This window comes from Xanthomonas graminis pv. graminis (genome assembly GCF_030168915.1).
In the GTDB taxonomy this organism is placed as follows: Bacteria; Pseudomonadota; Gammaproteobacteria; order Xanthomonadales; family Xanthomonadaceae; genus Xanthomonas_A; species Xanthomonas_A translucens.
This window is the reverse complement of record NZ_CP076255.1, coordinates 3,798,544-3,825,012: the sequence shown is the minus strand read 5'-3', so window position 1 is coordinate 3,825,012 and position 26,469 is coordinate 3,798,544. Positions and strand designations below refer to the sequence as shown.

Below are 26,469 nucleotides of genomic sequence, written 5' to 3'. Positions count from 1 at the left end.
GCCGATCTTCCGCTTCCTTTCCGGATCTCCCGCGATGAACGTTTCCCCGGTTTCCTCTTCCTACCGCGAACCGCTGCGCTGGCGCGCGGCGCTGCTGCTGCCGCTGCTGGTGCTGGGCGCCGCCTTGCTGTACTCGCTGCTCGCCACCGTGGTCGCCGGCGCGCTGTTCCCGGCACAGGCCAACGGCAGCCTGCTGCAGCGCGATGACCACGTGCTCGGCTCGGCGCTGGTCGCGCAGCCGTTCGCCGCGCCCGGCTATTTCCAGCCGCGGCCCTCGGCGGCCAAGTTCGACCCGATGGCCGCGGCCGGCAGCAACCAGGCGCGCAGCAATCCCGAGCTGCAGAAGCGCATCGCCGACGCGCGCGCCAGCGTGGCCGCGCGCGACGGCGTCGCCCCGGCGCAGGTGGCGGACGACCTGCTCACCCAGTCCGGCAGCGGCATGGATCCGGACATCAGCGTGGCCGCGGCTCAGCAGCAGGTGGCGCGCGTGGCCAAGGCACGCGAACTGCCGGTGGCGACCGTCGCCGCGCTGGTCGCCGCGCAGGTGCAGCCGCGCCAGTTCGGCGTGCTGGGGCAGCCGCGGGTGAATGTGTTGGGGCTGAACATTGCGTTGGATGAGGCCGGGACTCGGGACGGAGGAGCCGGGACTCGGGACCCGGGACTCGGGACCCGTGAAAATCAAAAGCAATAACCAACAGCCCGCGCTGTACGCTCTGCGAGTCCCGAGTCCCGAGTCCCGAACCGCACCCATGCCCGATCCCCGCACCCAACAGGCCGATGCCTTGATCGGCGCACTTCAGCGCGAACGCGGCGGGCGCCTGACCGTGTTCCTGGGCGCGGCGCCCGGGGTCGGCAAGACCTACGCGATGCTGTCGCGCGCGCGCCAGCTGCAGCAGCAGGGCAGCGAGGTGGTGGTCGGGGTGGTCGAGACCCACGGCCGCGCCGAGACCGCGGCGTTGCTGGACGGGCTGACCGTGCAATCGCGGCGGCGCGTGGAGTACCGCGGTCGCATCCTCGAGGAAATGGACCTGGACGCGCTGCTGGCGCGGCGCCCGCCGCTGGTGCTGGTCGATGAGCTCGCCCACCGCAACGCGCCCGGCAGCCGCCACGAACGGCGCTGGCAGGATGTGCAGGAACTGCTCGACGCCGGCATCGACGTCTACAGCACGGTCAACATCCAGCACCTGGAAAGCCTCAACGACGTGGTCCACCGCATCACCGGCATCCGCGTCGGCGAGACCGTGCCCGATGCGATCTTCGACCGCCTGCGCGACATCGTGCTGGTCGATCTGCCGCCGCGCGAACTGATCGAACGCCTGCAGCAAGGCAAGGTGTACCTGCCCGAGCAGGCCGGGCAGGCGCTGCAGGCGTTCTTCTCGCCGTCGAACCTGGCCGCGCTGCGCGAACTGGCGATGCAGACCGCGGCCGACCGCGTCGACAACGACCTGCGCGATGTGCAGGCCGCGCAAGGCCGCACCGGCGTGGCCTTGCGGCGGCGGGTGCTGGTGGCGATCGACGGGTGCGGCCAGTCCGACTACCTGGTGCGGGTGGCGCGGCGCCTGGCCGAGCGCCGCGGCGCGCCGTGGAGCGTGGTCACCGTGCAGACCCAGGCGCAGCCGGAGGAAGCCTGGCAGCTGGAGGTCGATCGCGCCTTCGCGCTGGCGCGGCGGCTTGGCGGCGACGCCGCGCTGCTGCACGGCGCCAGCGTGGCCGACGCGCTGCTCGACCACGCCGCGCACAACGGCGTGTCCACGCTGCTGCTCGGCCGCACCCGCGAGCGGCCGCTGGCGCGGATGATCAACCGCACGCTCACCCAGCAGCTGCTGCAGCGCGGCGCGCACTACGAGCTGGTCATCATCAGTTCGCCGGAGGCGCGCGCGCGCGCGCGGCGGCGCTGGCGCAGCCCCGGCCACTGGCTGTCGCGCGACGACCTGGTGTTCGCCACGGTCGCCTCGCTGCTGGCGGTGGCGGTGGGCTGGATCGCCGAGCGCTGGGTCGGCATCGACGACCTGTCGATGGTGTTCATCGTCGCGGTGGTGATGGTCGCGGCGAAGACGCGCATGGCCGCGGCGGTGCTGTCGGCCTTGCTGAGCTTCTTCGCCTACAACTTCTTCTTCATCGAACCGCGCTACACGCTGCATATCGGCTCACGTCAGGGCGTGGTCACGGTGCTGTTGTTCCTGGTCGCGGCGCTGGTCGCCGGGCGCCTGGCGTCGCGGCTGCGCATGCAGGTGCTGGCGCTGCGCGCGGTCAACGCACAGACCACCGCGCTGCAGCGGCTGGGCCGCGAACTGACCAGCGCCGCCGACCTGGGCCAGGTGCTGGAGGCCGGGCGCCGCGCGCTGGCCGCCACGCTCGAGGCCGAGGCCTGGGTGCGGCTGCAGCCGCTGGAGGCGGCGCATGCCGCCGCACAGGACGGCATGCACGACTACGCGCCGTCAATGGCCGCGGTGGACCGCAGTGCCGCCGACTGGGCGCAGCGCCACGGTCAGGCCACCGGCCGCTTCACCGACACCCTGGCCGGCGCCAGCTGGTGGTTCCTGCCGGTGCGCCATGAGCGCGGCGCGATCGGCGTGGTCGGGCTGAAGTTCGCCGCCGGCGTGCAGCGCCCGGGGCTGGAGCAGCAGCGCCTGGCCGAGGCCATGGTCGAGGACATCGGCCAGGCCGCGCTGCGCACGCGGCTGGTGGCCGACCTGGAGAGCGCGCGGGTCAGCGGCGAAACCGAACGCCTGCGCTCGGCGCTGCTGTCGTCGGTGTCGCACGATCTGCGCTCGCCGCTGGCGGCGATGATCGGCGCGGCCAGCAGCCTGGCCAGTTACGGCCAGGCGATGGACGCCGCCGACCGCCACAGCCTGCTGGAGACCATCCAGCTGGAAGGCGAGCGCCTGGACCGTTACATCCAGAACCTGCTCGACATGACCCGGCTCGGCCACACCGGGTTGACCTTGCATCGCGACTGGATCGACGTGGACGAACTGATCGGCTCGGCCGCGCGGCGACTGCAGCGCTACCAGCCGCAGGTACGCCTGGACATCGCCCTGGCCGCCGAACTGCCGACGCTGTGGGTGCATCCGGCGCTGGTCGAGCAGGCGATCTTCAACGTGCTGGAGAACGCGGCCAAATTCTCGCCGCAGGGCGAGGCGATCCGGGGCGCCGCGGCGATGGTCGATGGGCGCCTGCGCATCGACATCGGCGACCGCGGCCCGGGCATTCCCGAGGACGAGCGCGCGCGCATCTTCGACATGTTCTACAGCGTCGAGCGCGGCGACCGCGGCCGCCACGGCACCGGCCTGGGCCTGACCATCTGCCAGGGCATGATCGGCGCGCACGGCGGCAGCGTCGAGGCGCTGCCAGGCAGCGATGGCCGCGGCACCACGATCCGCATTACCCTGCCGTTGATCGAACCCGCCGCCCCGCCGCCCCGCCCCGATGCCGACTGACTCCCACGCCGATCCGATTCCGCCGCCGCGCGTGCTGGTCATCGACGACGAGCCGCAGATCCGGCGGTTCCTGGACATCAGCCTGCGCGCGCAGGGTTACCGCGTACTGCAGGCCGCCACCGGCGGCGACGGCCTGGCGCAACTGGCCGCGCACGGCGCCGAACTGGTGGTGCTGGACGTGGGCCTGCCCGACCAGGACGGGCACAGCGTGCTGCGCGAACTGCGGCAGTGGTCCACGGTGCCGGTGATCATGCTCACCGTGCGCGCTGGCGAGGCGGAGAAGGTGCAGGCGCTGGACGCCGGCGCCAACGACTACGTGACCAAGCCGTTCGGTGTGCAGGAACTGATGGCGCGGATCCGCGTGCTGCTGCGCATGCAACCTGCCGCCGGCGAAGCCGAGCCGGTGTTCGACGACGGCCACCTGCACATCCACCTGGGCCTGCGCGAGGTACGCCTGGACGGCGAGCCGCTGCCGCTGAGCCGCAAGGAGTACGCATTGCTCGCGCTGCTGCTGCGCCACAGCGGACGCGTGCTCACCCAGCCGCAACTGCTGCGCGAAGTGTGGGGGCCGACCCACCAGGAAGACACCCACTACCTGCGCATCCTGGTCGGCAAACTGCGGCAGAAACTTGGCGACAGCGCGGTGGCGCCGCGCTACATCGCCACCGAGCCGGGCGTGGGGCTGCGTTTCGTCGGGGTGAGCGAACGCAGCGCCTGAGACACGCGGCCAATCGGAGCCGGTTCTGCAAGACGCTCGATAACCTGGCCCGGTGCACTGTAGGAGGGGCTTCAGCCCCGACAGATCCCAACGCATGTCAGCCTTGCCTGCTTCGTTCGCCAAGGCTGAAGCCAATGTTGGCTGCTTGCTTGCACAGGCAGAAACATTTCAATAACTTCAGCCGCATCGTAGGACGCAGGCCGTGCACATGGACAATTGGGCCGTGAGATGCGGGACGCGAGTCTCGCCAGGCCAACAGCATCGCGGTTGGTTGTTGGGTATCGCGATTGTTTGCATGCTCCCGGCCGCCTGTGCGCAGGTCCATCGAGACGCTGTTTCCAGCGCGGCGACCGCCGCGGCACCTAGCGTAGCCAGCAGAGGAAATGTGATGGAGCGCATCAAGCAAAGCGTGGATCGCCTGGCGGGTACCGGGTTCGACGATATTGCAGCGGTCAACGCACAGTTGCATGCGCAGTTGGGTCCAGCGCAACCGAGGGATGGTTTCGACGTTCGCGTGAGCGACAGTGGTGTACTGGGCGGGATCCAGGTCAGCGACATCGAACTGCGCAGCACCACGGACGATGCGTCGCACGCCACCTTGCGGTTGCGATTTCCTGCGCCAGGGGTGCCGATCGAGCAGGTGCCATGGCCGAACGCGGTGTTGTATCCGCCGCGGCCCGATGCCGCCGATTCGGCAGCCTACTGGTCCGTGGACGTGGCGAACGACACGCGGGTAATCCTGGGTCTTTCCCAGGATCAGACGCGTCTGACGCAGATGACAATCCGCAAGAACTGACCGCCGCATCGCCGTTGTACAGGCAAAGGAGTTGCGTTGAATGACGGGATCAATGCCAGAGCCCAATGCGTCGCAAGCGTCGGCGAGTGCGCCGCCGGCACGACCGGCGACGCCATTGCAGGATGCGTCGCTACAACCCTTCCTGGAACAGTCGGCAACGCTGCGAGGCGGTTTGGCGCAACTGCGGCACGACCGTATCGATGTGATCTGGGGAAGGGCGGGGGGCGGGACCTATCTGGATCCTGGCCGCGCCATCGTCATTGATGAAAATGCGATGGGTCATGGTGGCCGGATCGCACGTTCCATCTCCCATGAAATGGGGCATCATCGATTCACCGAGCGGCCCGACATGTCGTCGCGCGAAACCTATGTCGTCAGCATGTTGCGTGGTGAGGCAACCGCCACGCTTAGCAATGCGCAGGTCCGAAAAGAGATACTTGCCGGTGGCGGTGCCGACATCGGCATCTCCGGTAGCGGCGACAGGCCTCGGCAGACGCGGCCATCGCGGATCAGTATCTGGCGGGCCGGCTCGGGCGAGACGCCGCGCTCGATCAGGTCGGGCAGGTGTTCAAACCGAGCAGCCCTCGGTCAGCACGCATTTGACCTACGAGCAGTACTACGGCGGATATTACGACCGGACCATCGTGCCCAGGATGCGTCTGCACGGCACTCCGGAACCGTTCGACGTGGCGGCTCCTCCGCAAGGACATGCCGCTTATCCGATGTATTCGGCCTTGCGCGAGCAGTTCCCGGCTTCCGTCTCCGATGCCCATGTGCTGCACGCGTCGGTGCTGGCTAAAGCGGAAGGGATTCGCGAGCGCGACGCGCAGGTTTTCATGAAGGATGACCAGGCTTGGGTGGCCGCATCGTTTCCTCCTGGAACGCGCATCCAGATCGATCTGAGTTCAGCTCCTCCTTCGATGTCCGATTCTTTGCAGCGAGCGGCGCAGCAGGACACCCTCCAACAGCAGAATGCAGTGAGCCTGGCCCAAGCGCCGAGTGGGCCTTCACGCTAGGCGCGGTTCTCTCCGCTGTTCCCCCGATGTTGGCCCGGTGCACTGTAGGAGGGGCTTCAGCCCCGACAGAGTCCCAAGTCGTCAGCCTTTTGCGCTGCGTTCGTCGCGGCTGAAGCCGCTCCTACAAAAAGCGGTCGCCGCTTGCCTGCCCGCGGCATCAGGCCGATTCTTGCGAGTCCCGAGTCCCGAGTCCCGAGTCCCGAGTCCCGCTCACGCCTCCGGCAACACCTTCCCCGGATTGAGAATGCCGTCCGGATCCAGCGCGCGCTTGACCGCGCGCATCGCGTCCAGCGTGGCCGTGTCGAAGGCTTGGGCCATGTAGTCGCGCTTGGCCACGCCGATGCCGTGTTCGCCCGACAGCGTGCCTTCCAGCGCCAGCACCAGCGCGAACAGGCGCGGCAACGCGGCGTGCGCACGCGCGGTCTCGCTGGCATCGTCGGGCGCGTACATGATGTTGACGTGCAGGTTGCCGTTGCCGGCATGGCCGAAGGCGACGATCGGCAGGTCGAATTCCGCCGCCAGCGCTTCCACCCCGGCGACCAGTTCGGGGATGCGCGACACCGGCACCACCACGTCTTCGTTGATCTTGCCCGGCTTGATCGTGCGCAGCGCCGGCGACAGCGCACGCCGCGCGGCCCATAGCCGGTCGCGCGCGGCGCCGTCGGTGGCCACGTCCAGCGACAGCAGGCCGTCGCCCTCGGCCGCCGCGCCCAGTGCCTGCAGCGCGTAGGGCAGGGTGTCGTAGTCGCCGTCGGCCTCGATCAGCAGCATCGCGCCGGCCTCGGGCACGTCGCTGCCGTTGCGGCGCAGCAGCGCGATCGCGCTGCGGTCCATGAATTCCAGCATCGCCGGCGTGGTCGGCTGCGCCATCAGCCGCGACACCGCCGCCGCGGCGCTGCCGGCATCGCGGTAGAACGCGCGCAGCCCGGCCTGCGCCAGCGGCCGCGGCGACAGCTTCAGCGTGGCTTCCACGATCAGCGCCAGGGTGCCTTCGCTGCCGACCAGCAGGTGGGTCAGGTCGTAGCCGGTGGCGTCCTTGGTGTAGGCGCCGCCGCAGCGGATCAGCTCGCCGGCACCGGTCACCGCGACCACGCCGAGCACGTTGTCGCGTGTGGCGCCGTACTTCACCGCGCGTGGGCCGCCGGCGTTGGTCGACAGGTTGCCGCCGACGCTGCAGATCTCGGCGCTGGATGGGTCCGGTGGCCAGAACAGGCCATGTGGCGCCAGCGCCTGCTGCAGGTCGCCGTTGAGCACGCCCGGCTCGACCACCGCGCAGCGGTCCTGTGGGCGCAGCTGCACGATGCGGTTCATGCGCGCGAACGACAGCACCACGCCGCCGTCGAACGGCACCGCGGCACCGGCGGTGCCGGTGCCGGCGCCGCGTGCGACGATCGGCACGCGGTGCGCGCGGCAGGCGCGCACGATCGCCTGCACCTGCGCGCGGGTCTGTGGCAGCGCCACCGCGTCGGCCAGCGCCCAGCGCCGCGAGTCGTCCTCGCCGTAGCTGCGGCGGCTGGCGGCGTCGGTGCGCCAGCCGTCGGCGCCGAGCAGCGCGGCGAGGGTGTCGGTCAGGGCGGCAGGCAGCGGCGTGGTCATGGCAGCGATCGCGAAGCGGGAGAGGGGGGCGCTTGCAGCAGTTTCCAGTTGCCGACCGCCGCCGCCAGCGGCAGCCACACCCAGCGCGCTTCGGACCACAGCGTGGCCATGCCGCGCGCGCCGAACAAGCCGTTGGCGAACGGCGCGACGCGGATCGGCCGCCACCGCGCGAACCAGCGCTGCTCGCGCCACGGCCAGGCCAGGGCGACGCCTAGGCCGCCGCAGGTCCGCGCATCGAGCAGCGGACGCGAGACCGTGCAGACCAACGTCCAGGTCGCCGCCTGCAGCGCGCCGGCACGCAGCGGTCGGTGCAGCAGCGCACCGAGCACGCCCAGCACCGCGGCGAACAGCAGCCAATGGCTGGCGCCGCGATGGCCGAACGCATCGGCGCAGGGAATGTGCAGGGCGAACGCGACCACGTCCAGATCAGGCAGCATCGATGCGACGATGCCGGCGCCGAGCAGGCGCATGCAAGTGCGTTCGCGATCGGCGGCGGGCCACGGCGCCAGCGGGATCGCGGCGTGGGTGAAGATGCTGGGCACGTCAGCAGTCGTCGGCGCGGAACGCATCGCGCAGCCAGGTCAGCGGTGGCGGTTCGCCTTCGGCCTCGACCACATCGAAGCGGCACGGCCAGTTGGCGTAGTGCGGATGCGCGGCCAGGAACAGCTGCGCCGCCACCACCAGTCGGCGACGCTTGCGCCGGTCGATCGAGGCGGCGCCGCCGCCGAACGCGTCGTTGCGCCGGTAGCGCACCTCGACGAACACCAGGCACTGCGCCTGCTGCATCACCAGGTCCAGTTCGCCGCCGCGGTAGGTCACGTTGGCGGCGATCAGCTGCAGGCCGGCGCGCTCCAGTTCGGCGCGCGCCGCCGCTTCCACGTCGTTGCCGCGTTGCCGGCGGTCAACGCCCATCGGGCAGCGGCGTCGCGCGCCCGCCGCTGAAGGTGGACCAGGCCGGGGTGCGCAGGATGTTGCCGAAGCCGTCCAGGTGCAGCACGCCGGTGGCGCCGCGCAGGTTGGCCTCGGCGCCGGTGGCGAGCTTCTCCAGGTAGGCGCTGATCTGCCAGGCGTCGTAGCCGAACGCGAACAGGCGCGCGGCCGGGCCGCGCGCGGTCGGCAGGGTCTCGGCCACGCTGCTCGCCGCCGGCAGGCCGCCGACGCCGCGCACGTTCCACAATTCGCTCGGGTAGGCGATGCCGTCCAGCACCAGGTCGTCCTCCGGCTTGCCGGTGCCCAGCACCAGCTGCGAGGTCGCCACCCGGCTCTTGCCGGCGAAACCGGCCAGCGCCAGCTGCGGCGCCAGCGCGCGCGCGGTGCTGCCCTTCACCGCCAGGAACGCCGCATCGGCGGCGCTGGCGTTGCGCAGCTGCGCGCCGACATCGCCCGGCACTTCGGCCACGCTGACGCTGGCGGCGACCTTGCCGCCGCGCTCGACGAAGCGCTCGCGGAACGCGGCCACCGCGCGGCGGCCGTTGTCGTCGTTGCTGCCGATCACCAGCGCGTTGCGGCGCTCGTGCGCCAGCAGGTACTCGGCGGCGGCGATGCCGTCGTCTTCCGGCGCCAGCGAGAAGCCGGCGCTGCCGGCCGGCGGCGTGCTGGTGCCGCGATTGAGCGCCAGCAGCGGCACCGGCAGCGCGTCGCGCGCGAACAGCGCGCTGACCTCGTCGCGGCCGAGTGGGCCGACCACGAAGTCGGCGCCGCCGTCGATCGCCTTCTGGTAGGCGGCCAGCGCGCCGGCTGCGGTGCCGGTGGTGTCGATGAAGTTGATCTCCGGGCGGCGCCGGGTCTCGCCGTAGTAGCCGGCCAGCAGGCCGTCGCGCACCGGCGCGGCAACGTTGGCCAGGGTGCCGCTCAGCGGCAGCAGCACCGCCAGCTTGGCCGGCGGACGGTAGCCGTCGCGCTCGGCCGGCGGCCGCTTGCTGGTGTCGAAGCCCCACTGTTCGCCGCGGTCGAACGGGTGCGGCAGCGCCAGGCCGCGGCTGATCAGCGCGCGCCCGGCGAAGTTGTACAGGGGGTCGCCGGCCGGCAGCGCGGCGGCGCGCGCCTTCAGGGTGGCGTCGTCCAACGCCGCCAGCTGGCGCACGATGGCGCGCTGGTTGTCGCTGCGCGCCTGGCCGGTCAGGCCGATGTCGGCGCGGGCGCGTTCGTCCAGCGCCGCGGTGGCATCGCCGGTGCCTTCCAGCGCCTGTGCGCGGGCCAGGTGCCAGCGTGCGCGCAGGTTCTGCGGCACCGCCTGCGGATCGCTGCCCAGCGCCTGCAGCGCCTGCGCCGGCTGGCGGTCGACCAGGGCCAGCTCGGCGTTGACCAGGGCCAGCCGCACCTTGCTCAGGCCCGATAGCTGGCGCGGCTGCACCTGCGCGGCCAGGCTGCGCGCGCGCGCGGCGTCGCCGCTCTCATACCAGGCGAAGGCGGCATCGGCCAGCAGCTGGTTGCGCTCGCTGCCGGCAGCGGCGGTGGCCTGCGCCTCCAGCTGCAGCGCCGCTTCCCGCGGCTGGCCCCGCTCCAGCAGCATCAGCGCCGCGGACTGGGCCGGCGACGACGCGCTCTGCGTCACGCTGGTGGTGGCGCAACCGGCGAACAGCAGCGCCAGCAGCGACAGGGCGGAAATCCTTGCGAATCGCTTGTTCATTTCTGGTCCATTCGGCTGGGCACGCCGGGGCGCGCCGGGGAAAACCGCTACGATTCTACCCTTGACCATGGAAAGCCGTAGATGAGCGCCCAGCCCGGAACCCTGCATGTCGTCGCCACGCCGATCGGCAATCTCGCCGACCTGACGCCGCGCGCGCAGGAGGTGCTGCGCGCGGTCGCCGCGATCTGCGCCGAGGACACCCGCCGCAGCGGCCAGCTGCTGGCGCATTTCGGCATCGACAGGCCGCTGCTCGCGCTGCACGAGCACAACGAGGACGCGCTGGCGCAGCGCATCGTCGCGCGCCTGCTCGGCGGCGAGTCGCTGGCCCTGATCAGCGACGCCGGCACCCCGCTGGTCAGCGATCCCGGCTACCGACTGGTCCGCGCCGCGCGCGAGGCCGGGGTACGGGTCAGCCCGGTGCCCGGCGCCTGCGCGGCGATCGCCGCGCTCAGCGTGGCCGGCCTGCCCAGCGACCGTTTCAGCTTCGAGGGCTTCCTGCCGGCCAAGGCCTCCGGCCGCCGCGAGCGCCTGGCGCGGCTAGCCGGCGAGCCGCGCACTTTGGTGTTCTATGAATCGGCGCACCGCATCGTCGAATCCCTGGCCGACTGCCGCACCGCGTTCGGCGACGCGCGCCCGGCGGTGCTGGCGCGCGAGCTGACCAAGCTGTTCGAGACCGTGCTCGACGGCAGCCTGGCCGCGCTGCAGGCGCGGGTGGAGGCCGACGCCAACCAGCGCAAGGGCGAGTTCGTGCTGATCGTGCAGGGTGCCGGCGACGATGCCGACGCGCAACTGGCCGAGGGCCGCCGCGTCTACGCCACGCTCAGCGCGCACCTGCCGCCGTCCACCGCCGCCAAGCTGGCCGCGGAGATCACCGGGGCGCCGCGCAAGGCCTTGTACGGGGGCTGAGACGGCCGCAATACCGAGCGCATGCCGGCCGGCCTGCAGCGGGCAATCGCGCAGCTGCCGTTCCCGGGCGAATGCGCTGTCAGGCCACTGCCGGGAAGCGGAACCCTGCTTGTTCGGCTTCCCATCCCAGCATCGCCAACCCGATGCTCCTGGGGACGGGCTTCTCGCCGCTGCGGTAATAGGCCAGCATGCGCCGGCTCACGCCCAATGCCGCGGCGGCCGAATCCAGCGTCAGGTCGTGGCGATGCATCCAGGCGACGATCTGCTGGTGCGAGTAGTCGCCGGCCTGCTCGATGGCGAGGGCCCGTAGGTTGTCGCTGGCCAGCGCCAGGTCATCGTTGCCGCCGAAGATGACGCCGCGTTTCCATTCGTCGAGCGAGACCTTGGCGAAGACATGCGGCATCCGCGCCTGCTTCAGGGAAGGGTGCGAGGCCAGGACTTCGCTTAAATCGACCGTGCAGGCAAAGCCGTCGGCGAAGGTCAACGCAAGTTCGCCGGTCGCGATGGCCTTCACCTGGGTAATGACGAATTGAGGCTGGTTCATGGATTCAACTCCTGCCATCGGGTGACCAGGGCGGCCTTGTTCGCGGCGGCCCATTCCAGTGCCGCACTCAGCTCGCGCCGGCTCAGGTGGCCGGAGAGAACCGCAAGGGTTTCGATGACGATCAAGGCTTCTCGACCATCCTTGGTGCGGACGTGGAAATGGGGTGGAAGGTGGTCGGCCGCGTACATCGTGACGACGCTGCTGGCGAAACGGGCGATGGTCGGCATGCGTCCAAAATAGTGCAATCATTGCATCGGCGCAACGGGGGTGGGGCCGTCCTGGACGCGTGTATCGGCCTGAAAGGCGTTTCGTCACAGCCAAGCGCAACGCCTCCGCACCCGGGAGCCTGCCGGGCGTCTGGAGATTTTTGAGAAAGTGGCGGAGCCGGCCGATAAGCCGGGTTCTGTCGTGGACAGTCATTCTTCTAGGCGCCGCGTCACCGCGGCGCTCGAGCAACCTACCCGGACCCGACGCGGGCAGCGCCATGAGGTCCCTATTTGGTCTTGCTCCAGGTGGGGTTTGCCGTACCGGTCCGTTACCGGACTCGCGGTGCGCTCTTACCGCACCATTTCACCCTTGCCGGTCTGCTTGCGCAGACTTAGGCGGTATCTTTCTGTTGCACTGATCCGTCGGCTCGCGCCGCCCAGGCGTTACCTGGCACCTTGCCCTATGGAGCCCGGACTTTCCTCGGCACCCCGCTGCACCGAAATGCACCGGGATGACGCGACTGTCTGGCCGACTCCGCCGTGGGTATTGTCGCATGTGCGGCGCCACCGCGCCGCGCGGTATGAAAGCATTTGCTTTACCGGGTCCCGAGTCCCCGGTCCCGAGTCCCGAGCCCTTCCAGCCGCGTCTCCCCCAGGAACACCCCATCGGCGCCGAAGCGGCGCTCGTGGATCCAGCCGCGGCCGTCGCCGTCCACCGCGACGATGGTGCTGGCGCGGGTGCCGTAGTCGTGGCCGCGGATGAAGGCCGGCGACAGGCGCCGCTCCAGCTTCAGGCCCACGCCGGTGTCGGGCAGCTGCGCGTCGGCGGCGATGGTCTCGTCGGCCAGCGCCCGCCATAGCGGGGTCAGGTCCCCGTCGCCGGCGGCGCTCCAGCCGGCCAGGACTGCGCACAGGCGCACGGTTTTCGGCCAGGGCGCGTCCAGCGCGCCATTGGACATGCCGTGGATGCCGGGTGCCAGGCGCTGCCGGGCCGGCGGATGGTTGCCCAGGTAGTCGGCGCCGGCGGCGTCGGCCAGCAGCAGGTTGAACGGCGGATAGGCGTCGGCGCGCAGCGCCAGGGCGTCGGCGAAGGCGGCCGCCGGCGCGGCGCCGGCCAGGTAGTCGGCGACCAGGGCGCCGCGCGAGGCGCCTGACATCGACGCCAGCGGATCGCGCACGTTGGTGACCACGGCGCAGCGGCCGGCGTCGTCCAGGCCCACACAGCTGCCGCCGGAACGCAGGTCGCGCCCGGCCAGCATCCGCTGTGCCGGCGCCGCCCAGCGCTGCAGCGGCGCGGTCGGGCGGGCATGGAATTCGTCGCGGTTGCCGACCAGCAGCAGGCGCCAGCGCGGGTGCGAGTGGAGGGCGAGGGCGGCCAGGCACATAGGCCAGGATTGTGCGGGTTTGCGCAGTGGCATGCGAGCCGGTCCGGAGCGGACCCGACAGCTGGCCATTGTCTTAACGCCTTGTGCACGCGGCTGAATTTCCGCTCAATCTCAAAATATGAGACGAAACAGTAACTTGTGGATAACCTTTGAACAAGTCTCTAAAGAATGGCGCAAGCCATTGATGCGGCTAGCGATTTATCGCTTGCAAAGTTGTTGACAACCTTTCGGGCGCTGCTAAGGTGGGTACTCGAGGGGAAACCGGGTTTTTTGTGGTTTTTCGTGGTTCAATGACCGTCCAGGCGGATTTGAAAAGGTGTAGGCGTCGTGTTTCAGGGCGAGACCGCAATCACGGTGGACGACAAGGGGCGTATGGCGGTTCCCACCGCGTACCGCGACCTCGTCGTGCGTGCGAGCGGCAATCGGCTGGTGCTGACCTACAACCCGTTCGAAGCCGGGTGCCTGTGGCTGTACGCGGAAAAGGAATGGGAGCGGGTCCGTGACGACGTCATGGCCAAGCCCAACACCCAGCGCGTGGTGCGGGTCCTGCAGCAGAAGCTGGTGGGTTCCTCGGCCGCGCTGGAGCTGGACGCCAACAGCCGCATCACCATCCCGCCGAGCCACCGCGCTGCGGTGGGCATCGAAAAGCGCGCCGTGCTGTTGGGCATGGGCGACAAGTTCGAACTATGGAGCGAGCAGGCTCATCGCGCACTGATCCAGCAGACATTGTCTGATGAGGATCTGGGCGATGGATTGCTCGATCTGAAGTTGTGAGCCGGGGTGTCCGGATGCGCGGACAGGCGCAGGCCGGTCACCTTCCGGTGTCGCAACCGCCGGCGGCGCATGTGCCGGTGTTGTTCGCGCAGGTCATGGACGGGCTGCAGGTGATCGAAGGCGGAATCTATCTGGATGGCACGTTCGGGCGTGGCGGACACGCGCGCGGGGTGCTGCACAAACTCGGCCCAGGAGGCCGGCTGCTGTTGATGGACAAGGATCCCGAGGCGATCGTCGCAGCCGAACATGCGTTCGGTGGCGACGCGCGCGTGCGCATCCGCCGCGGCAGCTTCGCCGAACTGGGCCAGTGGGACGCCGCCGCCGAGCTGGACGGGGTGCTGTTCGACCTGGGCGTGTCCTCGCCGCAGCTGGACGTGGCCGAGCGCGGTTTCTCGTTCGGCAAGGACGGCCCGCTGGACATGCGCATGGACCCGGACGCCGGCGAAAGCGCAGCGCAGTGGCTGGCGCGCGCCGACGAGCGCGCCATCGCCGACGTGCTGTGGACCTATGGCGACGAACGCCAGAGCCGGCGCATCGCACGCGCGATCGTGGCGCGCCGCGCCGAGCAGCCGCTGACCCGCACCGCGCAGCTGGCCGACCTGATCGCCAGCGTGATGCCGCGCGGCGACAGCAAGACCCATCCGGCCACGCGCAGCTTCCAGGCGATCCGCATCCACATCAACCGCGAGCTGGCCGACCTCGAAGCCGGGCTGGACGCGGCGCTGGCCAAGCTCAAGCCGGGCGGACGCCTGGCGGTGATCAGCTTCCACTCGCTGGAAGACCGCATCGTCAAGCAGTTCATGAACCGCCACGCCAAGGCCCCGCCGAGCAACCGCCGCCTGCCCGAAGCGCAGCCGTTCGTGCCGACCCTGCAACTGCACGGCGGCGCGATCAAGGCCGACGCCGACGAACTGGCCGGTAATCCGCGGGCGCGTAGTGCGGTGTTGCGGGTGGCTGAGAAGCTAGGAGTGCCGGGACTCGGGACTCGGGACTCGGGACTCGGAAGAGGCAACAGCGGCGGTGATCGGTCGGACGGGTCGGGCTTTTTCCGAGTCCCGCGTCCCGAGTCCCGAGTCCCGGCGCAGCTCCACAGGAGCGCGCCATGAGCCGCCTCCTGCTACTCGTCCTGCTCGCCTGCACCATCGCTTCGGCGATCGGCGTGGTGTACATGCGCCACCGCCATCGCCAGCTGTTCGTCGAGCTGTCGCGGCTGGAGCACAACCGCGACGAGTTGAACATCGAGTTCGGCCGGCTGCAGCTGGAGCAGGCGACCTGGGCGGAAAGCAATCGCGTCGACCAGGTCGCGCGCGAGCGGCTGGGCATGAAGTTCCCGGAAACCGGCGACATCGTGGTGGTGCGGCCATGAGCAAGACCGGCCGCAACCGCCCGCGCAGCAACTTCAATCTCCGTGGCCGGCTGGTGCTGGTCGGTGCGGCGCTGAGCCTGTGCTCGGTCACCCTGATCGGCCGCGCCGCCTACGTGCAGATCATCAACAGCGATTTCTACCAGCGCCAGGGCGAGGCGCGCTACCTGCGCGAACTGCCGATCGCCACCTCGCGCGGCATGATCACCGACCGCAACGGCGAGCCGCTGGCGGTGTCCACGCCGGTGGAGTCGATCTGGGTCAATCCGCAGGAGCTGCTGCGCAATCCCGACCGCATCCCGCAGCTGGCGCAGGCGCTGGAACTGCCCAGCGACGAGCTGGCCGCCAAGCTGTCGCAGAAGTCGGACAAGGAGTTCATGTACCTCAAGCGCCGGATCAATCCGGACAAGGCGCATGCGGTGGTCGCGCTGGGCATCCCGGGCGTGTTCTCGCAGCGCGAGTTCCGCCGCTTCTACCCGCAGGGCGAAGCGATGGCGCACGTGCTCGGCTTCACCAACATCGACGACCGCGGCCAGGAAGGGCTGGAGCTGGCGTTCGACGAATGGCTGCGCGGCAAGCCCGGTTCCAAGCGCGTGATCCGCGACCGCAAGGGCGCGATCGTGGAGAGCATCGACCTGGTCAAGCCGGCCGAGCCGGGCAAGGACCTGACCCTCAGCATCGATCGCCGCATCCAGTTCCTGGCCTACAAGGAATTGCGCAACGCGCTGGCGCAGAACAACGCCGCCGGCGGTTCGATCGTGGTGATGGACGTGGCCACCGGCGAGATCATGGCCATGGTCAACCTGCCGACCTACAACCCGAACTCGGTCACCGGGGTCAATTCCGATGCGCGCCGCAACCGCGCGGTGACCGATCTGGTCGAGCCGGGTTCGACGATGAAGCCGCTGACCATCTCCACCGCGCTCAAGGCTGGAGTGGTGACCAAGGACACGCTGATCGACACCAACCCGGGTTACATGGCGGTCGGCCGCTTCACCATCAAGGACGTGCCGCGCAACAACGGCGTGCTGACCGTGACCGGGGTGATCACCCGCAGTTCCAACATCGGCGCGGCCAAGATCGGCGCCAAACTGCCGGACCAGACCTTCTACGACCAGATCCACAGCTACGGCTACGGCAGCGCCCCGCACAGCGGCTTCCCCGGCGAATCGGCCGGCGTGCTGCCGCCGCCGGGACGCTGGAGCGGGTCGTCCAAGACCACCATGTCCTACGGCTACGGCCTGTCGGTGACGCCGCTGCAGATCGCGCGCGCCTACTGCGCGCTCGGCAACGGCGGCAAGCTGGTGACGCCGACCTTCATCAAGGGCCAGCACGAAGAAACCAAGGACGTGCTGAGCCCGGCGATCGCCAAGGAAGTGGTGACGATGATGGAGACCGTGGTCACCCAGGGCGGCGCCAAGGGCGCGGCGATCCTCGGCTACCACGTCGCCGGCAAGACCGGGACCGCGCGCCTGAACGGTCCCGGCGGCTATATCCGCGGCCACTACAACGCGTTGTTCGCCGGCCTGGTGCCGGCCAGCAATCCGCGCTTCGCCACGGTCATCGTGATCAACGATCCGCAGGGCGCCAAATACTACGGCGGCCTGGTCTCCGCGCCGGTGTTCCACAACGTGATGGAAGGCGCGCTGCGCCTCATGGACGTGCCGCCGGACGACATCCAGGCGTGGCTGGCGGCGCAGGCCGCCGGCAAGAGCGGCCATGCGCCGCCGCCGGTGCCGGCGGAGCCGGACCCGGCGCTGGTGCCCGATGCCGCCGCCGAAGTGGAAGCGGCGCTGCCGAGCGTGCGCGCCGTCGCGCCGCCGCCGGCCGCGCAGCCGGTGCCGGTGCAGGAGACCCGCCAGTGAGCCGCGCGCTGCCGCTGTCGCAGCTGTTGCCGGATGTGGCGCTGGCGCGCGACGTGCAGGTGTCCGGGCTGGTCATGGACAGCCGCGCGGTGCGCGCCGGCGATGCGTTCGTGGCGATCGCCGGGTTCGGCGCGCACGGGCTGGGCTTCGTCGCGCAGGCGCAGGCCAATGGCGCCGCGGCGATCCTGTTCGAACCGCCGGCCCCGTCCGAATTGCCGGCGCCGGCCGACGCGATCGCGGTGCCGGGCCTGCGCGCGCGCATGGGCGCGATGGCCGACCAGTTCCACGGCCATCCGTCGCAGACGATGACCATGGTCGGGGTCACCGGCACCAACGGTAAGACCTCCACCGTGCAGTTGCTGGCGCAGGCCTGGCAGTGCCTGGGCACGCGCAGCGGCAGCATCGGCACGCTCGGCGTCGGCCTGTACGGCGCCGTGGTGCCGACCGGTTTCACCACCCCGCTGGTGCTGCAGACGCACGCGCTGCTGGCGCAGCTGCGCGACGCCGGCGCGCAGGCGGTGGCGATGGAAGTGAGTTCGCATGCGCTGGACCAGGGCCGCGTCGATGCGGTGTACTTCGACGTGGCGGTGTTCACCAATCTCACCCGCGACCATCTGGATTACCACGGCGACATGGCCGGCTACGGCGCGGCCAAGGCGCGCCTGTTCGCTACGCCGGGGCTGAAGGCGGTGGTGGTCAATCTCGACGACGCATTCGGCCGCGCGCTGCTGGCGACTTTGGACCCGGCGCTGCGCCGCATCGGTGTCAGCTCGCGCGGCCAGGCCGGCGCCACGCTGCGCGCCGAGGCGCTGCGCCTGGACGCACGCGGCATCGGCTTCGACCTGCTGATCGACGGCGCGCGGCACTCGGTGCAGTCGCCGCTGCTCGGTCGCTTCAACGTGGACAACCTGCTGGCCGTGGCTGGCGCGCTGCATGCGCTGGACGTGGCGCCGGCGCGCATCGCCGCGACGCTGTCGCAGCTGCAGCCGATCCGCGGGCGCATGAACCGCCTCGGCGGCCGCGACGCGCAGCCGCTGCTGGTGATCGACTACGCGCACACCCCGGACGCGCTGGAGCAGGCGCTGGACAGCCTGCGCGGCCACGCCCACGGCCGCCTGCTGTGCGTATTCGGCTGCGGCGGCGAGCGCGACACCGGCAAGCGCCCGCAGATGGCGGCGATCGCGCAGCGCCTGGCCGACGCGGTGATCGTCACCGACGACAATCCGCGCGGCGAGGATGGCGACCGCATCGTCGCCGACATCCTGGCCGGGTTCACCGACCTGCACGCGGTGCGCGTGCAGCGCGACCGCGCGCAGGCCATCGCCCTGGCCGTGGCCGAAGCCGGCCCCGACGACATCGTGCTGATCGCCGGCAAGGGCCACGAGCCGTACCAGGACATCGCCGGCATCCAGCATCCGTTCGACGACACCGAGATCGCTGCGCAGGCGCTGCAGGCGCGCGCCGCTGGCGCCATGGAGCGCGCACGATGAAGCGCCTGCCGCTGTCGATGATCGCGCACTGGGCCGGTGCCGAGCTGCATGGCGACGACGTGGCGATCGACGCGATCGCCCACGACACGCGCACGCTGGCGCCGGGCAGCCTGTACGTGGCGCTGCGCGGCGAGCGTTTCGACGGCCACGATTTCGTCGCCGACGCCGCCGCGCGCGGCGCCAGCGCGCTGCTGGTGGAATTGCTGCAGCCGCAGAGCGAACTGCCGCAGATCCTGGTCGCCGACACCCAACTGGCGCTGGCGCGGATCGCCGCCGGCATGCAACGCGGCCGCGCCACGCGCGTGGCCGCGATCACCGGCAGCAACGGCAAGACCAGCGTCAAGGCGCTGCTGCTGGCGATCCTGCAGCATGCCTGCCGGGTGAACGGTGGCAGCGTCCATGCCAATCCCGGCAACCGCAACAACGAGATCGGCCTGCCGCTGGCGGTGATCGAAGCGCCGGACGCGGCCGACTACGCGATCTACGAAATGGGCGCCGGCAAGCCGGGCGACATCGCCTACCTGACCGACATCGTCGCCCCGCACGCGGCGCTGGTGAACAACGTCGCCGCGGCGCACCTGGAGCGCATGGGCAGCCTGCTTGGCGTCGCTGAGACCAAGGGCGCGATCTACGCCGCGCTGCCGGCCGACGGCACCGCGGTGATCAATGCCGACGACGCGTTCGGGCGGTGGTTCGAACAGCGTCTGCCGGCGCCGGCCCCACGCGTGCTGCGCTTCGGCCTGCAGGCCAGCGCCGAGGTCACCGCCACGCAGTTGCGGGTGGGTCCGGACCGCTCGCAGTTCGTGCTGGTCACCCCGCAGGGCGAGGTCGACGCGACGCTGCCGCTGCCGGGCCGGCACAACCTGATGAACGCACTGGCCGCCGCCTCGCTGGCGCTGGCGCTGGACATTGCGCCGGCGCTGATCGCCGCCGGCCTGGCGCAGGTGCAGCCGGTGCCGGGCCGGCAGATCGCGCACACGCTGCCCGGCGGCGCGGTGCTGATCGACGACAGCTACAACGCCAACCCCGGTTCGCTGGCCGCGGCGATCGACGCGCTGGCCGCGGCCGGCGGCGAGCGCTGGCTGGTGCTGGGCGACATGCGCGAACTCGGCGACGGCGCCGAGGCGCTGCACGCCAGCGGCGGCCGCCGCGCCCGCGACGCCGGCCTGACCCGGCTGTACGCGCTGGGCCCGCTCAGCGCCATCGCTGCGCAGGCCTTCGGCGAGAACGGGCGCGTGTTCGATAGTCATGCGGCGTTGATTGCGGCGCTGCGCGCGGACCTCCGTGCGGTCGGGACTCGGGACTCGGGACTCGGGACTCGGGAACAGCGGGATCAAGAGCAGGAAACAGAGCAAATGCATGAGAACACCGGTGCTGCGTCCGTTGGCGTTGCGCCTTTACGAGTCCGGAGTCCGGAGTCCCGAGTCCCGGCTTCACTGAGTCCCGAGTCCCGAGTCCCGGCAACCCTCCTGGTCAAAGGATCGCGCGGCAGCGCCATGGATAAGATCGTGAGCGCGCTGCTGGCCCAGGGAGAGGAGGCGCCGCATGCTGCTTGAACTGTCCCGTTGGCTGCAGCAGCTGGAGAGCCTGTTCGGGCTGTTCGGCTACCTCACCTTCCGCGGCATCCTCGCGGCGCTGACCTCGCTGTTCCTGTCGCTGTGGCTGGGGCCGGCGGTAATCCGCAAGCTGGCGCAGTTCAAGGGCGGCCAGCCGATCCGCCAGGACGGCCCGCAGAGCCATTTCTCCAAGGCCGGCACGCCGACCATGGGCGGTTCGATGATCCTGATCACCGTGCTGCTGTCGGTGCTGCTGTGGGGCGACCTGCGCAACCGCTACGTGTGGCTGGTGCTGGCGGTGATGCTGGCGTTCGGCGTGATCGGCTGGTACGACGACTGGATCAAGATCGTGCGCCGCGACCCGAACGGGCTGAAGTCGCGCTGGAAGTACCTTCTGCAGTCGATCTTCGGCCTGGCCGCGGGCCTGTGCCTGTACTACACCGCCGACGTGCCGGCCGCGATCACCTTCTACATCCCGATGTTCAAGTCGATCGCGCTGCCGCTGGCCGGGATCAGCTTCGTCGCCATCGCTTACTTCTGGATCGTCGGCTTCTCCAATGCGGTGAACCTGACCGACGGCCTGGACGGGCTGGCGATCATGCCCACGGTGCTGGTGGCCTGTGCGCTGGGCGTGTTCGCCTACGCCTCGGGCAACGCGGTGTTCTCCGCCTACCTGAAGATTCCCTCGATCCCCGGCGCCGGCGAGCTGATCATCATCTGCGCGGCGATCGCCGGCGCGGGCCTGGGCTTTTTGTGGTTCAACACCTATCCGGCGATGGTGTTCATGGGCGACATCGGCGCGCTGGCGCTGGGCGCGGTGCTCGGCACCATCGCGGTGATCGTGCGCCAGGAACTGGTGCTGGTGATCATGGGCGGCGTGTTCGTGATCGAGACGCTGTCGGTGATGATCCAGGTCGCCTCGTTCAAGCTCACCGGCAAGCGCGTGTTCCGCATGGCGCCGATCCACCACCACTTCGAGCTCAAGGGCTGGCCCGAGCCGCGGGTGATCGTGCGCTTCTGGATCATCTCGGTGGTGCTGGTGCTGGTTGGCCTGGCCACGTTGAAGGTGCGCTGATGAACGACGCCGCGCGCCAGGCAACCCGACTCGAGGCCATCGGCGGCCGCTACGACCCGTGGCTGCTCGGCGCCGTGGTGGCGCTGGCCTCGCTGGGTGTGGTGATGGTCGGCTCCAGCTCGATCGAGCTGACCGTCAGCCCGTTCTACTACCTGACCCGGCACATGCTGTTCCTGGCCGGCGGCATCGGCCTGGCGATCTGGACCATGCGCACCGAGCTGAAGAACATCGAGCAGTACAACCAGCTGCTGCTGCTGGCCTGCTTCGGCCTGCTGATCGTGGTGTTCGTGCCCGGCCTGGGCAGCAGCGTCAACGGCGCGCGACGCTGGATCAACCTGGGCATCTCCAAGTTCCAGACCGTGGAAGCGGTCAAGGTGCTGTACATCGTGTGGCTGTCCAGTTATCTGGTGCGCTTCCGCGACGAGGTCAACGCGACCTGGCCGGCGATGCTCAAGCCGCTGGGCGTGGCGGTGGCGCTGGTCGGCCTGCTGCTGATGCAGCCGGACTTCGGTTCCTCCACGCTGCTGCTGGCGATCACCGCCGGCATGCTGGTGCTGGGCGGGGTCAACCTGCCGCGCATGTCGATGCCGATCGTGATCGGGCTACCGGTGTTCGCCTTCATCGCGATCCTGGAACCGTACCGCCTGCGCCGCATCACCTCGTTCCTGGACCCGTGGGCCGACCAGCTCGGTTCCGGCTACCAGTTGTCCAACGCGCTGATGGCGGTGGGCCGCGGCGAACTGTTCGGGGTCGGCCTGGGCGGCTCGGTGCAGAAGCTCAACTACCTGCCGGAAGCGCATACCGACTTCATCTTCTCGGTGATCGCCGAGGAGCTGGGCTTCACCGGCGTGTGCCTGATCATCGCGCTGTACGCGCTGCTGGTCGGGCGCGCGTTCTGGCTGGGCATGCGCTGCGTGGAAATGAAGCGCCACTTCTCCGGCTACATCGCCTTCGGCATCGGCCTGTGGATCAGCCTGCAGAGCTTCGTCTCGGTCGGCGTGAATCTGGGCATCCTGCCGACCAAGGGCCTGACCCTGCCGCTGATCTCCGCCGGCGGTTCCAGCGTACTGATGACCTGCGTGGCGATGGGTCTGTTGCTGCGCGTGTCCTACGAACTCGATCGCGCCGAACGCCAGGTGGCGAAGGTGCGCAGCGATGCGGCGCCGCCGGTCAGGCAGACCGTGGACAGCGCCGAGGACCTTCAGGCCGCGCGCGAAGCCAGCGCCAGCGCGGTGGCCGCGGCGATCCAGGCAGGCACCCCCGCGCGCGGCACCAGCCGCATGCAGCCGCGGGTCGAGCCGACCTTCGGGAGGCTGGGATGAGTGTGTCCGTGCCGATGACCAGCACCGTCGTGACCGACGCTGCGTCGCGCCCGGTGATGATCCTGGCCGGCGGCACCGGCGGGCACATCTTCCCGGCGCTGGCGGTGGCCAAGGTGCTGCGCGCGCGCGGCGTGCCGGTGGTGTGGCTGGGCGCGGCCGGGCGCATGGAAACGCAGCTGGTGCCGCAGCACGGCATCGAGATCGACACCATCGAGATCGGCGGCCTGCGCGGCAAGGGCGCGCTGGCGCTGTTCGGCGCGCCGCTGCGGATCATGCGCGCGATCCGCGCCGCCGGCTTCGTGCTGCGCCGGCGCATGCCGCGCGCGGTGGTCAGCTTCGGCGGCTTCGCCGCCGGCCCGGGCGGCATCGCCGCACGCCTGATGAAATTGCCGCTGCTGGTGCACGAACAGAACCGCGCCCCGGGCCTGACCAACAAGGTGCTGTCGCGCGTCGCGCGGCGCGTGCTGACCGGATTCCCGGGCAGTTTCGCTGCGCGCGAGGAAGCGGTGGGCAATCCGGTGCGCGCCGAGATCGCCGCGCTGGCGCCGCCGGCGCAGCGCTTCGCCGCGCGCGACGGCGCGGTGCGCCTGCTGGTGCTCGGCGGCAGCCAGGGCGCGCGCGCGCTGAACCAGGCGCTGCCGCGCGCGCTGGCCGCGCTCGGCGCGCAGGTCGACATGCGCCACCAGTGCGGCGAGAAATTGCGCGACGAAGCGGCCCAGGCCTATGCCGACGCCGGCGTCGCCGCCAGCGTCGAAGCCTTCATCGGCGACATGGCCGCCGCCTACGCCTGGGCCGACCTGATCGTGTGCCGCGCCGGCGCCTCGACCCTGGCCGAACTGTGCGCGGTCGGCATCGGCAGCGTGTTGGTGCCGTTCGCCGCCGCGGTCGACGACCACCAGACCCGCAACGCCGACTACCTGGTCGAACGCGGCGCCGCCGTGCTGCTGAAGCAGGACGACGCGCTGGCGACCAACCTGCAGGGCGTGCTGCGCGACCTGCTCGGCAACCCCGCACGGCGCCTGTCCATGGCCGAGGCCGCGCGCAACCTGGCCAAGCCGGATGCGGCCGAGCGGATTGCGGACATCATTCTGGAAGAGGCCGGGACCCGGGACTCGGGACTCGATGGAGCCGGGACTCGGGACTCGGGACTCGGGACTCGTCAACAGCAAGAACAAGAGCAAAAGCATATGCAAGCAGACGATTCCAATGGGGGGGCGCGTAGCGCCGCCGCTCCGCTTCCCCCGAGTCCCGAGTCCCGAGTCCCGAGTCCCGCCGCCTCCACAGGAGGCGCCGCATGATTCGCCGTCTCCACGACACCGGCGACCTGGTCCGCGCGTTTCCGCGCGTGCACTTCGTCGGCATCGGCGGCACCGGCATGAGCGGGATCGCCGAGGTCATGCTGACCCTGGGCTACGAGGTGTCCGGCTCGGACAACGCCGATAACGCGGCGACGCGGCGCCTGGTCACGCTCGGTGCGCGGGTGATGCGCGGGCATTCGGCGGCCAACGTGCTCGGCACCGATTGCGTGGTGGTGTCCAGCGCGATCCGCGACGACAACCCGGAGCTGATGGAGGCGCGCAGCCAGCGCATCCCGATCATGCCGCGCGCGGCGATGCTGGCCGAGCTGATGCGCTTCCGCCGCGGCATCGCGGTGGCCGGCACGCACGGCAAGACCACCACCACCAGCCTGGCCGCGGCGGTGCTCAGCGAAGGCGGGCTGGACCCGACCTTCGTGATCGGCGGGCAGCTGCTCGCCGCCGGCGCCAACGCCAAACTCGGCGGCGGCCAGTGGCTGGTGGCCGAGGCCGACGAGAGCGACGGCAGCTTCCTGCGCCTGAATCCGTTGATCTCGGTGATCACCAACATCGACGCCGATCACCTGGAGAACTACGGCAACGATTTCGCCCGGGTGCAGGCTGCGTTCGCCGAATTCCTGCAGCGCCTGCCGTTCTACGGGCTGGCGGTGCTGTGCATCGACGATCCGGAAGTGGCCGCGCTGGCCGCCAAGACCCCGCGCCACGTGATGAGCTACGGCCTCAGCGAAAACGCCGACGTGCGCGCCGAGGATGTGGTCCAGGACGGCCCGCGCATGCGCTTCACCCTGCGCCTGCCGGAAGGCAGCAGCACACCGGTGACGCTGGCCCTGCCGGGCCGGCACAACGTGCTCAACGCACTCGCCGCGGCCGCCATCGGCTGGCAGCTGGGCGTGGCGCCCGAGGCGATCGCCAGTGCCTTGCAGAGCTTCGCCGGCATCGGCCGCCGCTTCAACGATCTGGGCGAAGTGACCACCGCCGCCGGCGCACGCGTGCGCCTGGTCGACGACTACGGCCACCATCCGCGCGAACTGGCCGCGGTGTTCGCCGCCGCGCGCGGCGGCTGGCCGGACAAGCGCCTGGTGGTCGCGTTCCAGCCGCACCGCTACAGCCGCACCCGCGACCAGTTCGACGCGTTCGCCGCGGTGCTGTCGGAAGTGGACGCGTTGGTGCTCAGCGAGGTCTACCCGGCCGGCGAAACGCCGATCCCCGGCGCCGACGCGCGTTCGCTGGCGCGCGCGATCCGTGCGCGCGGGCGCAGCGAGCCGGTGGTGGTCGGGCAGGTCGCCGAGTTGAGCAACGTGCTGCCGGACGTGCTGCAGGACGGCGACCTGCTGTTGATGATGGGCGCGGGCGATATCGGTTACGTCGCCCAGCACATCGCCCAGGACGGCTTCGTCGGCGGAGCCAAGTCATGAGCGCGCAGCCTTTCCCGTCGCCGCGGCACACCGACCCGGCCGTGTTCGGCCGCGTCGCGGTGCTGCTCGGCGGCACCTCCAGCGAGCGCGAGGTGTCGCTGGATTCGGGCCGCAACGTGCTCGAGGCGCTGCGCGCGCGCGGCGTCGATGCGGTCGCCGTGGACGGCATTGCGGCGCTGGCGCAGGCACTGGTGGACAAGCGTTTCGATCGCGTGTTCAACGTGCTGCACGGCCACAACGGCGGCGGCGAAGACGGCATCGTGCAGGGCCTGATGGAGGCGTTCGGCGTGCCCTACACCGGCTCGCCGGTGCTGGGCTCGGCGCTGAGCATGGACAAGGTGCGGACCAAGCAGGTGTGGCTGTCGCTGGGCCTGCCGACGCCGCGCTACGTGCGCCTGGCGGCGACCGCGCAGGCCGACGCGATCCATGCCGCCGCCGCGCAGCTGGGCCTGCCGGTGATCGTCAAGCCGGCCAACGAAGGCTCCAGCGTCGGCGTGACCCGCGTGTTCGAACCGGCCCAGCTGGACGAGGCGGTGGCGCTGGCCGCACGTTACGACGGCGAACTGCTGATGGAGCAGATGATCGTCGGCGACGAACTGACCGTGGCCATCCTCGGCGACACCGCGCTGCCGTCGATTCGCATCGTGCCCAAGGGCCAGTGGTACGACTACCACGCCAAGTACGTGGCCGAGGACACCCAGTACCTGTGTCCGGGCCTGGACGGCGAAGACGAGCGCACGCTCGGCGAGCTGGCGCTGGCCGCGTTCCGCGCCGCCGGTTGCCGCGGCTGGGGCCGCGTGGACGTGATGCGCGACGGCGCCAGCGGCGATTTCGCGCTGCTGGAAGCCAACACCGCCCCGGGCATGACCAGCCACTCGCTGGTACCCAAGGCCGCACGCCAGGCCGGCATCGGCTTCGAGGAATTGGTGTGGCGGGTGTTGGAGCAGACGCTGTGACTTCGGGACTCGGGACTCGGGACTCGGGACTCGGAGCGCCGCGCGCCGCCGATGCGCTGCTGCGCCCGTTCGTGCGCGCACGCATCGCTGCCAGGGGCGCC

24 protein-coding genes and 1 other RNA gene are annotated in these 26,469 nt (G+C 70.4%); 17 read left to right on the top strand and 8 right to left on the bottom strand.

Annotation, left to right across the window (positions count from 1 at the left end):
- Positions 1–34 precede the first annotated feature (34 nt).
- The 5 genes from kdpC to KHF85_RS16595 all read left to right on the top strand — a co-directional run bounded on the left by kdpC (position 35) and on the right by KHF85_RS16595 (position 5,970).
- Entirely contained in the window at positions 35–691 is a 657-nt protein-coding gene (gene kdpC / locus KHF85_RS16615; RefSeq protein WP_284567500.1) for a potassium-transporting ATPase subunit KdpC, read from the top strand.
- A 58-nt stretch (positions 692–749) separates the two neighbouring features.
- Complete coding sequence (locus KHF85_RS16610; protein WP_284567499.1) at positions 750–3,440, top strand: sensor histidine kinase; 2,691 nt, start codon at positions 750–752, stop codon at positions 3,438–3,440.
- Positions 3,430–4,158, top strand: a complete 729-nt coding sequence (locus KHF85_RS16605) for a response regulator (RefSeq protein WP_053836281.1) — start codon at positions 3,430–3,432, stop codon at positions 4,156–4,158. Before KHF85_RS16610 ends, KHF85_RS16605 begins: the two co-directional genes overlap by 11 nt.
- Positions 4,159–4,546: 388 nt before the next feature.
- Positions 4,547–4,954: a hypothetical protein gene (locus KHF85_RS16600; RefSeq protein ID WP_284567498.1), complete on the top strand. Its 408-nt coding sequence runs from the start codon at positions 4,547–4,549 to the stop codon at positions 4,952–4,954.
- A gap of 599 nt (positions 4,955–5,553) precedes the next feature.
- Positions 5,554–5,970: a hypothetical protein gene (locus tag KHF85_RS16595; RefSeq protein WP_284567497.1), complete on the top strand. Its 417-nt coding sequence runs from the start codon at positions 5,554–5,556 to the stop codon at positions 5,968–5,970.
- Positions 5,971–6,180: 210 nt separating this feature from the next.
- On the opposite strand, the gene KHF85_RS16590 is transcribed toward KHF85_RS16595, so the two are convergent.
- The 4 genes from KHF85_RS16590 to KHF85_RS16575 are packed head-to-tail and all read right to left on the bottom strand — an operon-like array spanning position 6,181 to position 10,195.
- Entirely contained in the window at positions 6,181–7,566 is a 1,386-nt protein-coding gene (locus tag KHF85_RS16590) for an FAD-binding oxidoreductase (RefSeq protein WP_284567496.1), read from the bottom strand.
- Positions 7,563–8,108: a metal-dependent hydrolase gene (locus tag KHF85_RS16585; RefSeq protein WP_284567495.1), complete on the bottom strand. Its 546-nt coding sequence runs from the start codon at positions 8,106–8,108 to the stop codon at positions 7,563–7,565. The genes KHF85_RS16590 and KHF85_RS16585 overlap by 4 nt, the downstream gene beginning before the upstream one ends.
- Position 8,109: 1 nt before the next feature.
- Positions 8,110–8,478: a YraN family protein gene (locus KHF85_RS16580; RefSeq protein ID WP_284567494.1), complete on the bottom strand. Its 369-nt coding sequence runs from the start codon at positions 8,476–8,478 to the stop codon at positions 8,110–8,112.
- Positions 8,468–10,195: a penicillin-binding protein activator gene (locus KHF85_RS16575; protein WP_284567493.1), complete on the bottom strand. Its 1,728-nt coding sequence runs from the start codon at positions 10,193–10,195 to the stop codon at positions 8,468–8,470. The genes KHF85_RS16580 and KHF85_RS16575 overlap by 11 nt, the downstream gene beginning before the upstream one ends.
- Positions 10,196–10,276: 81 nt before the next feature.
- On the opposite strand from KHF85_RS16575, the gene rsmI reads away from it, so the two are divergent.
- Entirely contained in the window at positions 10,277–11,101 is an 825-nt protein-coding gene (rsmI, locus tag KHF85_RS16570; protein WP_064541568.1) for a 16S rRNA (cytidine(1402)-2'-O)-methyltransferase, read from the top strand.
- A gap of 79 nt (positions 11,102–11,180) precedes the next feature.
- Here rsmI and KHF85_RS16565 read toward each other — a convergent pair whose 3' ends face one another.
- From KHF85_RS16565 to KHF85_RS16550, 4 genes are all read right to left on the bottom strand, one after another.
- Complete coding sequence (locus KHF85_RS16565; RefSeq protein WP_284567492.1) at positions 11,181–11,663, bottom strand: DUF2442 domain-containing protein; 483 nt, start codon at positions 11,661–11,663, stop codon at positions 11,181–11,183.
- Complete coding sequence (locus KHF85_RS16560; protein WP_284567491.1) at positions 11,642–11,872, bottom strand: DUF4160 domain-containing protein; 231 nt, start codon at positions 11,870–11,872, stop codon at positions 11,642–11,644. Before KHF85_RS16560 ends, KHF85_RS16565 begins: the two co-directional genes overlap by 22 nt.
- Positions 11,873–12,021: 149 nt before the next feature.
- Positions 12,022–12,388, bottom strand: an RNA gene (rnpB, locus tag KHF85_RS16555) — RNase P RNA component class A.
- 59 nt (positions 12,389–12,447) lie between these two features.
- Positions 12,448–13,236, bottom strand: a complete 789-nt coding sequence (locus KHF85_RS16550; protein WP_284567490.1) for an NRDE family protein — start codon at positions 13,234–13,236, stop codon at positions 12,448–12,450.
- A gap of 372 nt (positions 13,237–13,608) precedes the next feature.
- Here KHF85_RS16550 and KHF85_RS16545 point away from each other — a divergent pair, with 372 nt between their 5' ends.
- Genes KHF85_RS16545 through KHF85_RS16495 form a run of 11 tightly spaced genes read left to right on the top strand, consistent with a single transcriptional unit; the run spans position 13,609 to position 26,368 of the window.
- Positions 13,609–14,010, top strand: a complete 402-nt coding sequence (locus KHF85_RS16545) for a division/cell wall cluster transcriptional repressor MraZ (protein ID WP_003466125.1) — start codon at positions 13,609–13,611, stop codon at positions 14,008–14,010.
- 14 nt (positions 14,011–14,024) lie between these two features.
- Entirely contained in the window at positions 14,025–15,116 is a 1,092-nt protein-coding gene (gene rsmH, locus KHF85_RS16540; protein WP_284569583.1) for a 16S rRNA (cytosine(1402)-N(4))-methyltransferase RsmH, read from the top strand.
- The gene (ftsL, locus tag KHF85_RS16535; RefSeq protein ID WP_010344441.1) at positions 15,113–15,376 is read left to right on the top strand and encodes a cell division protein FtsL; all 264 of its coding nucleotides are present in this window, start codon (positions 15,113–15,115) and stop codon (positions 15,374–15,376) included. The genes rsmH and ftsL overlap by 4 nt, the downstream gene beginning before the upstream one ends.
- Positions 15,373–17,238, top strand: a complete 1,866-nt coding sequence (locus tag KHF85_RS16530; protein ID WP_053839355.1) for a peptidoglycan D,D-transpeptidase FtsI family protein — start codon at positions 15,373–15,375, stop codon at positions 17,236–17,238. Before ftsL ends, KHF85_RS16530 begins: the two co-directional genes overlap by 4 nt.
- Positions 17,235–18,728, top strand: coding sequence for a UDP-N-acetylmuramoyl-L-alanyl-D-glutamate--2,6-diaminopimelate ligase (locus KHF85_RS16525; RefSeq protein ID WP_284567489.1), 1,494 nt, complete (start codon positions 17,235–17,237; stop codon positions 18,726–18,728). The genes KHF85_RS16530 and KHF85_RS16525 overlap by 4 nt, the downstream gene beginning before the upstream one ends.
- The gene (locus KHF85_RS16520) at positions 18,725–20,284 is read left to right on the top strand and encodes a UDP-N-acetylmuramoyl-tripeptide--D-alanyl-D-alanine ligase (RefSeq protein ID WP_284567488.1); all 1,560 of its coding nucleotides are present in this window, start codon (positions 18,725–18,727) and stop codon (positions 20,282–20,284) included. Before KHF85_RS16525 ends, KHF85_RS16520 begins: the two co-directional genes overlap by 4 nt.
- Complete coding sequence (mraY, locus tag KHF85_RS16515; RefSeq protein ID WP_003466111.1) at positions 20,274–21,359, top strand: phospho-N-acetylmuramoyl-pentapeptide-transferase; 1,086 nt, start codon at positions 20,274–20,276, stop codon at positions 21,357–21,359. Before KHF85_RS16520 ends, mraY begins: the two co-directional genes overlap by 11 nt.
- Positions 21,359–22,681, top strand: a complete 1,323-nt coding sequence (ftsW, locus tag KHF85_RS16510) for a putative lipid II flippase FtsW (RefSeq protein ID WP_053839674.1) — start codon at positions 21,359–21,361, stop codon at positions 22,679–22,681. The genes mraY and ftsW overlap by 1 nt, the downstream gene beginning before the upstream one ends.
- A complete protein-coding gene (gene murG / locus KHF85_RS16505) occupies positions 22,678–23,979 on the top strand; it encodes an undecaprenyldiphospho-muramoylpentapeptide beta-N-acetylglucosaminyltransferase (RefSeq protein ID WP_284567487.1) in 1,302 nt (433 codons plus the stop codon). Before ftsW ends, murG begins: the two co-directional genes overlap by 4 nt.
- Complete coding sequence (gene murC / locus KHF85_RS16500; protein ID WP_284567486.1) at positions 23,976–25,412, top strand: UDP-N-acetylmuramate--L-alanine ligase; 1,437 nt, start codon at positions 23,976–23,978, stop codon at positions 25,410–25,412. The genes murG and murC overlap by 4 nt, the downstream gene beginning before the upstream one ends.
- Positions 25,409–26,368, top strand: a complete 960-nt coding sequence (locus tag KHF85_RS16495; RefSeq protein ID WP_284567485.1) for a D-alanine--D-alanine ligase — start codon at positions 25,409–25,411, stop codon at positions 26,366–26,368. Before murC ends, KHF85_RS16495 begins: the two co-directional genes overlap by 4 nt.
- Positions 26,369–26,469: the final 101 nt, after the last annotated feature.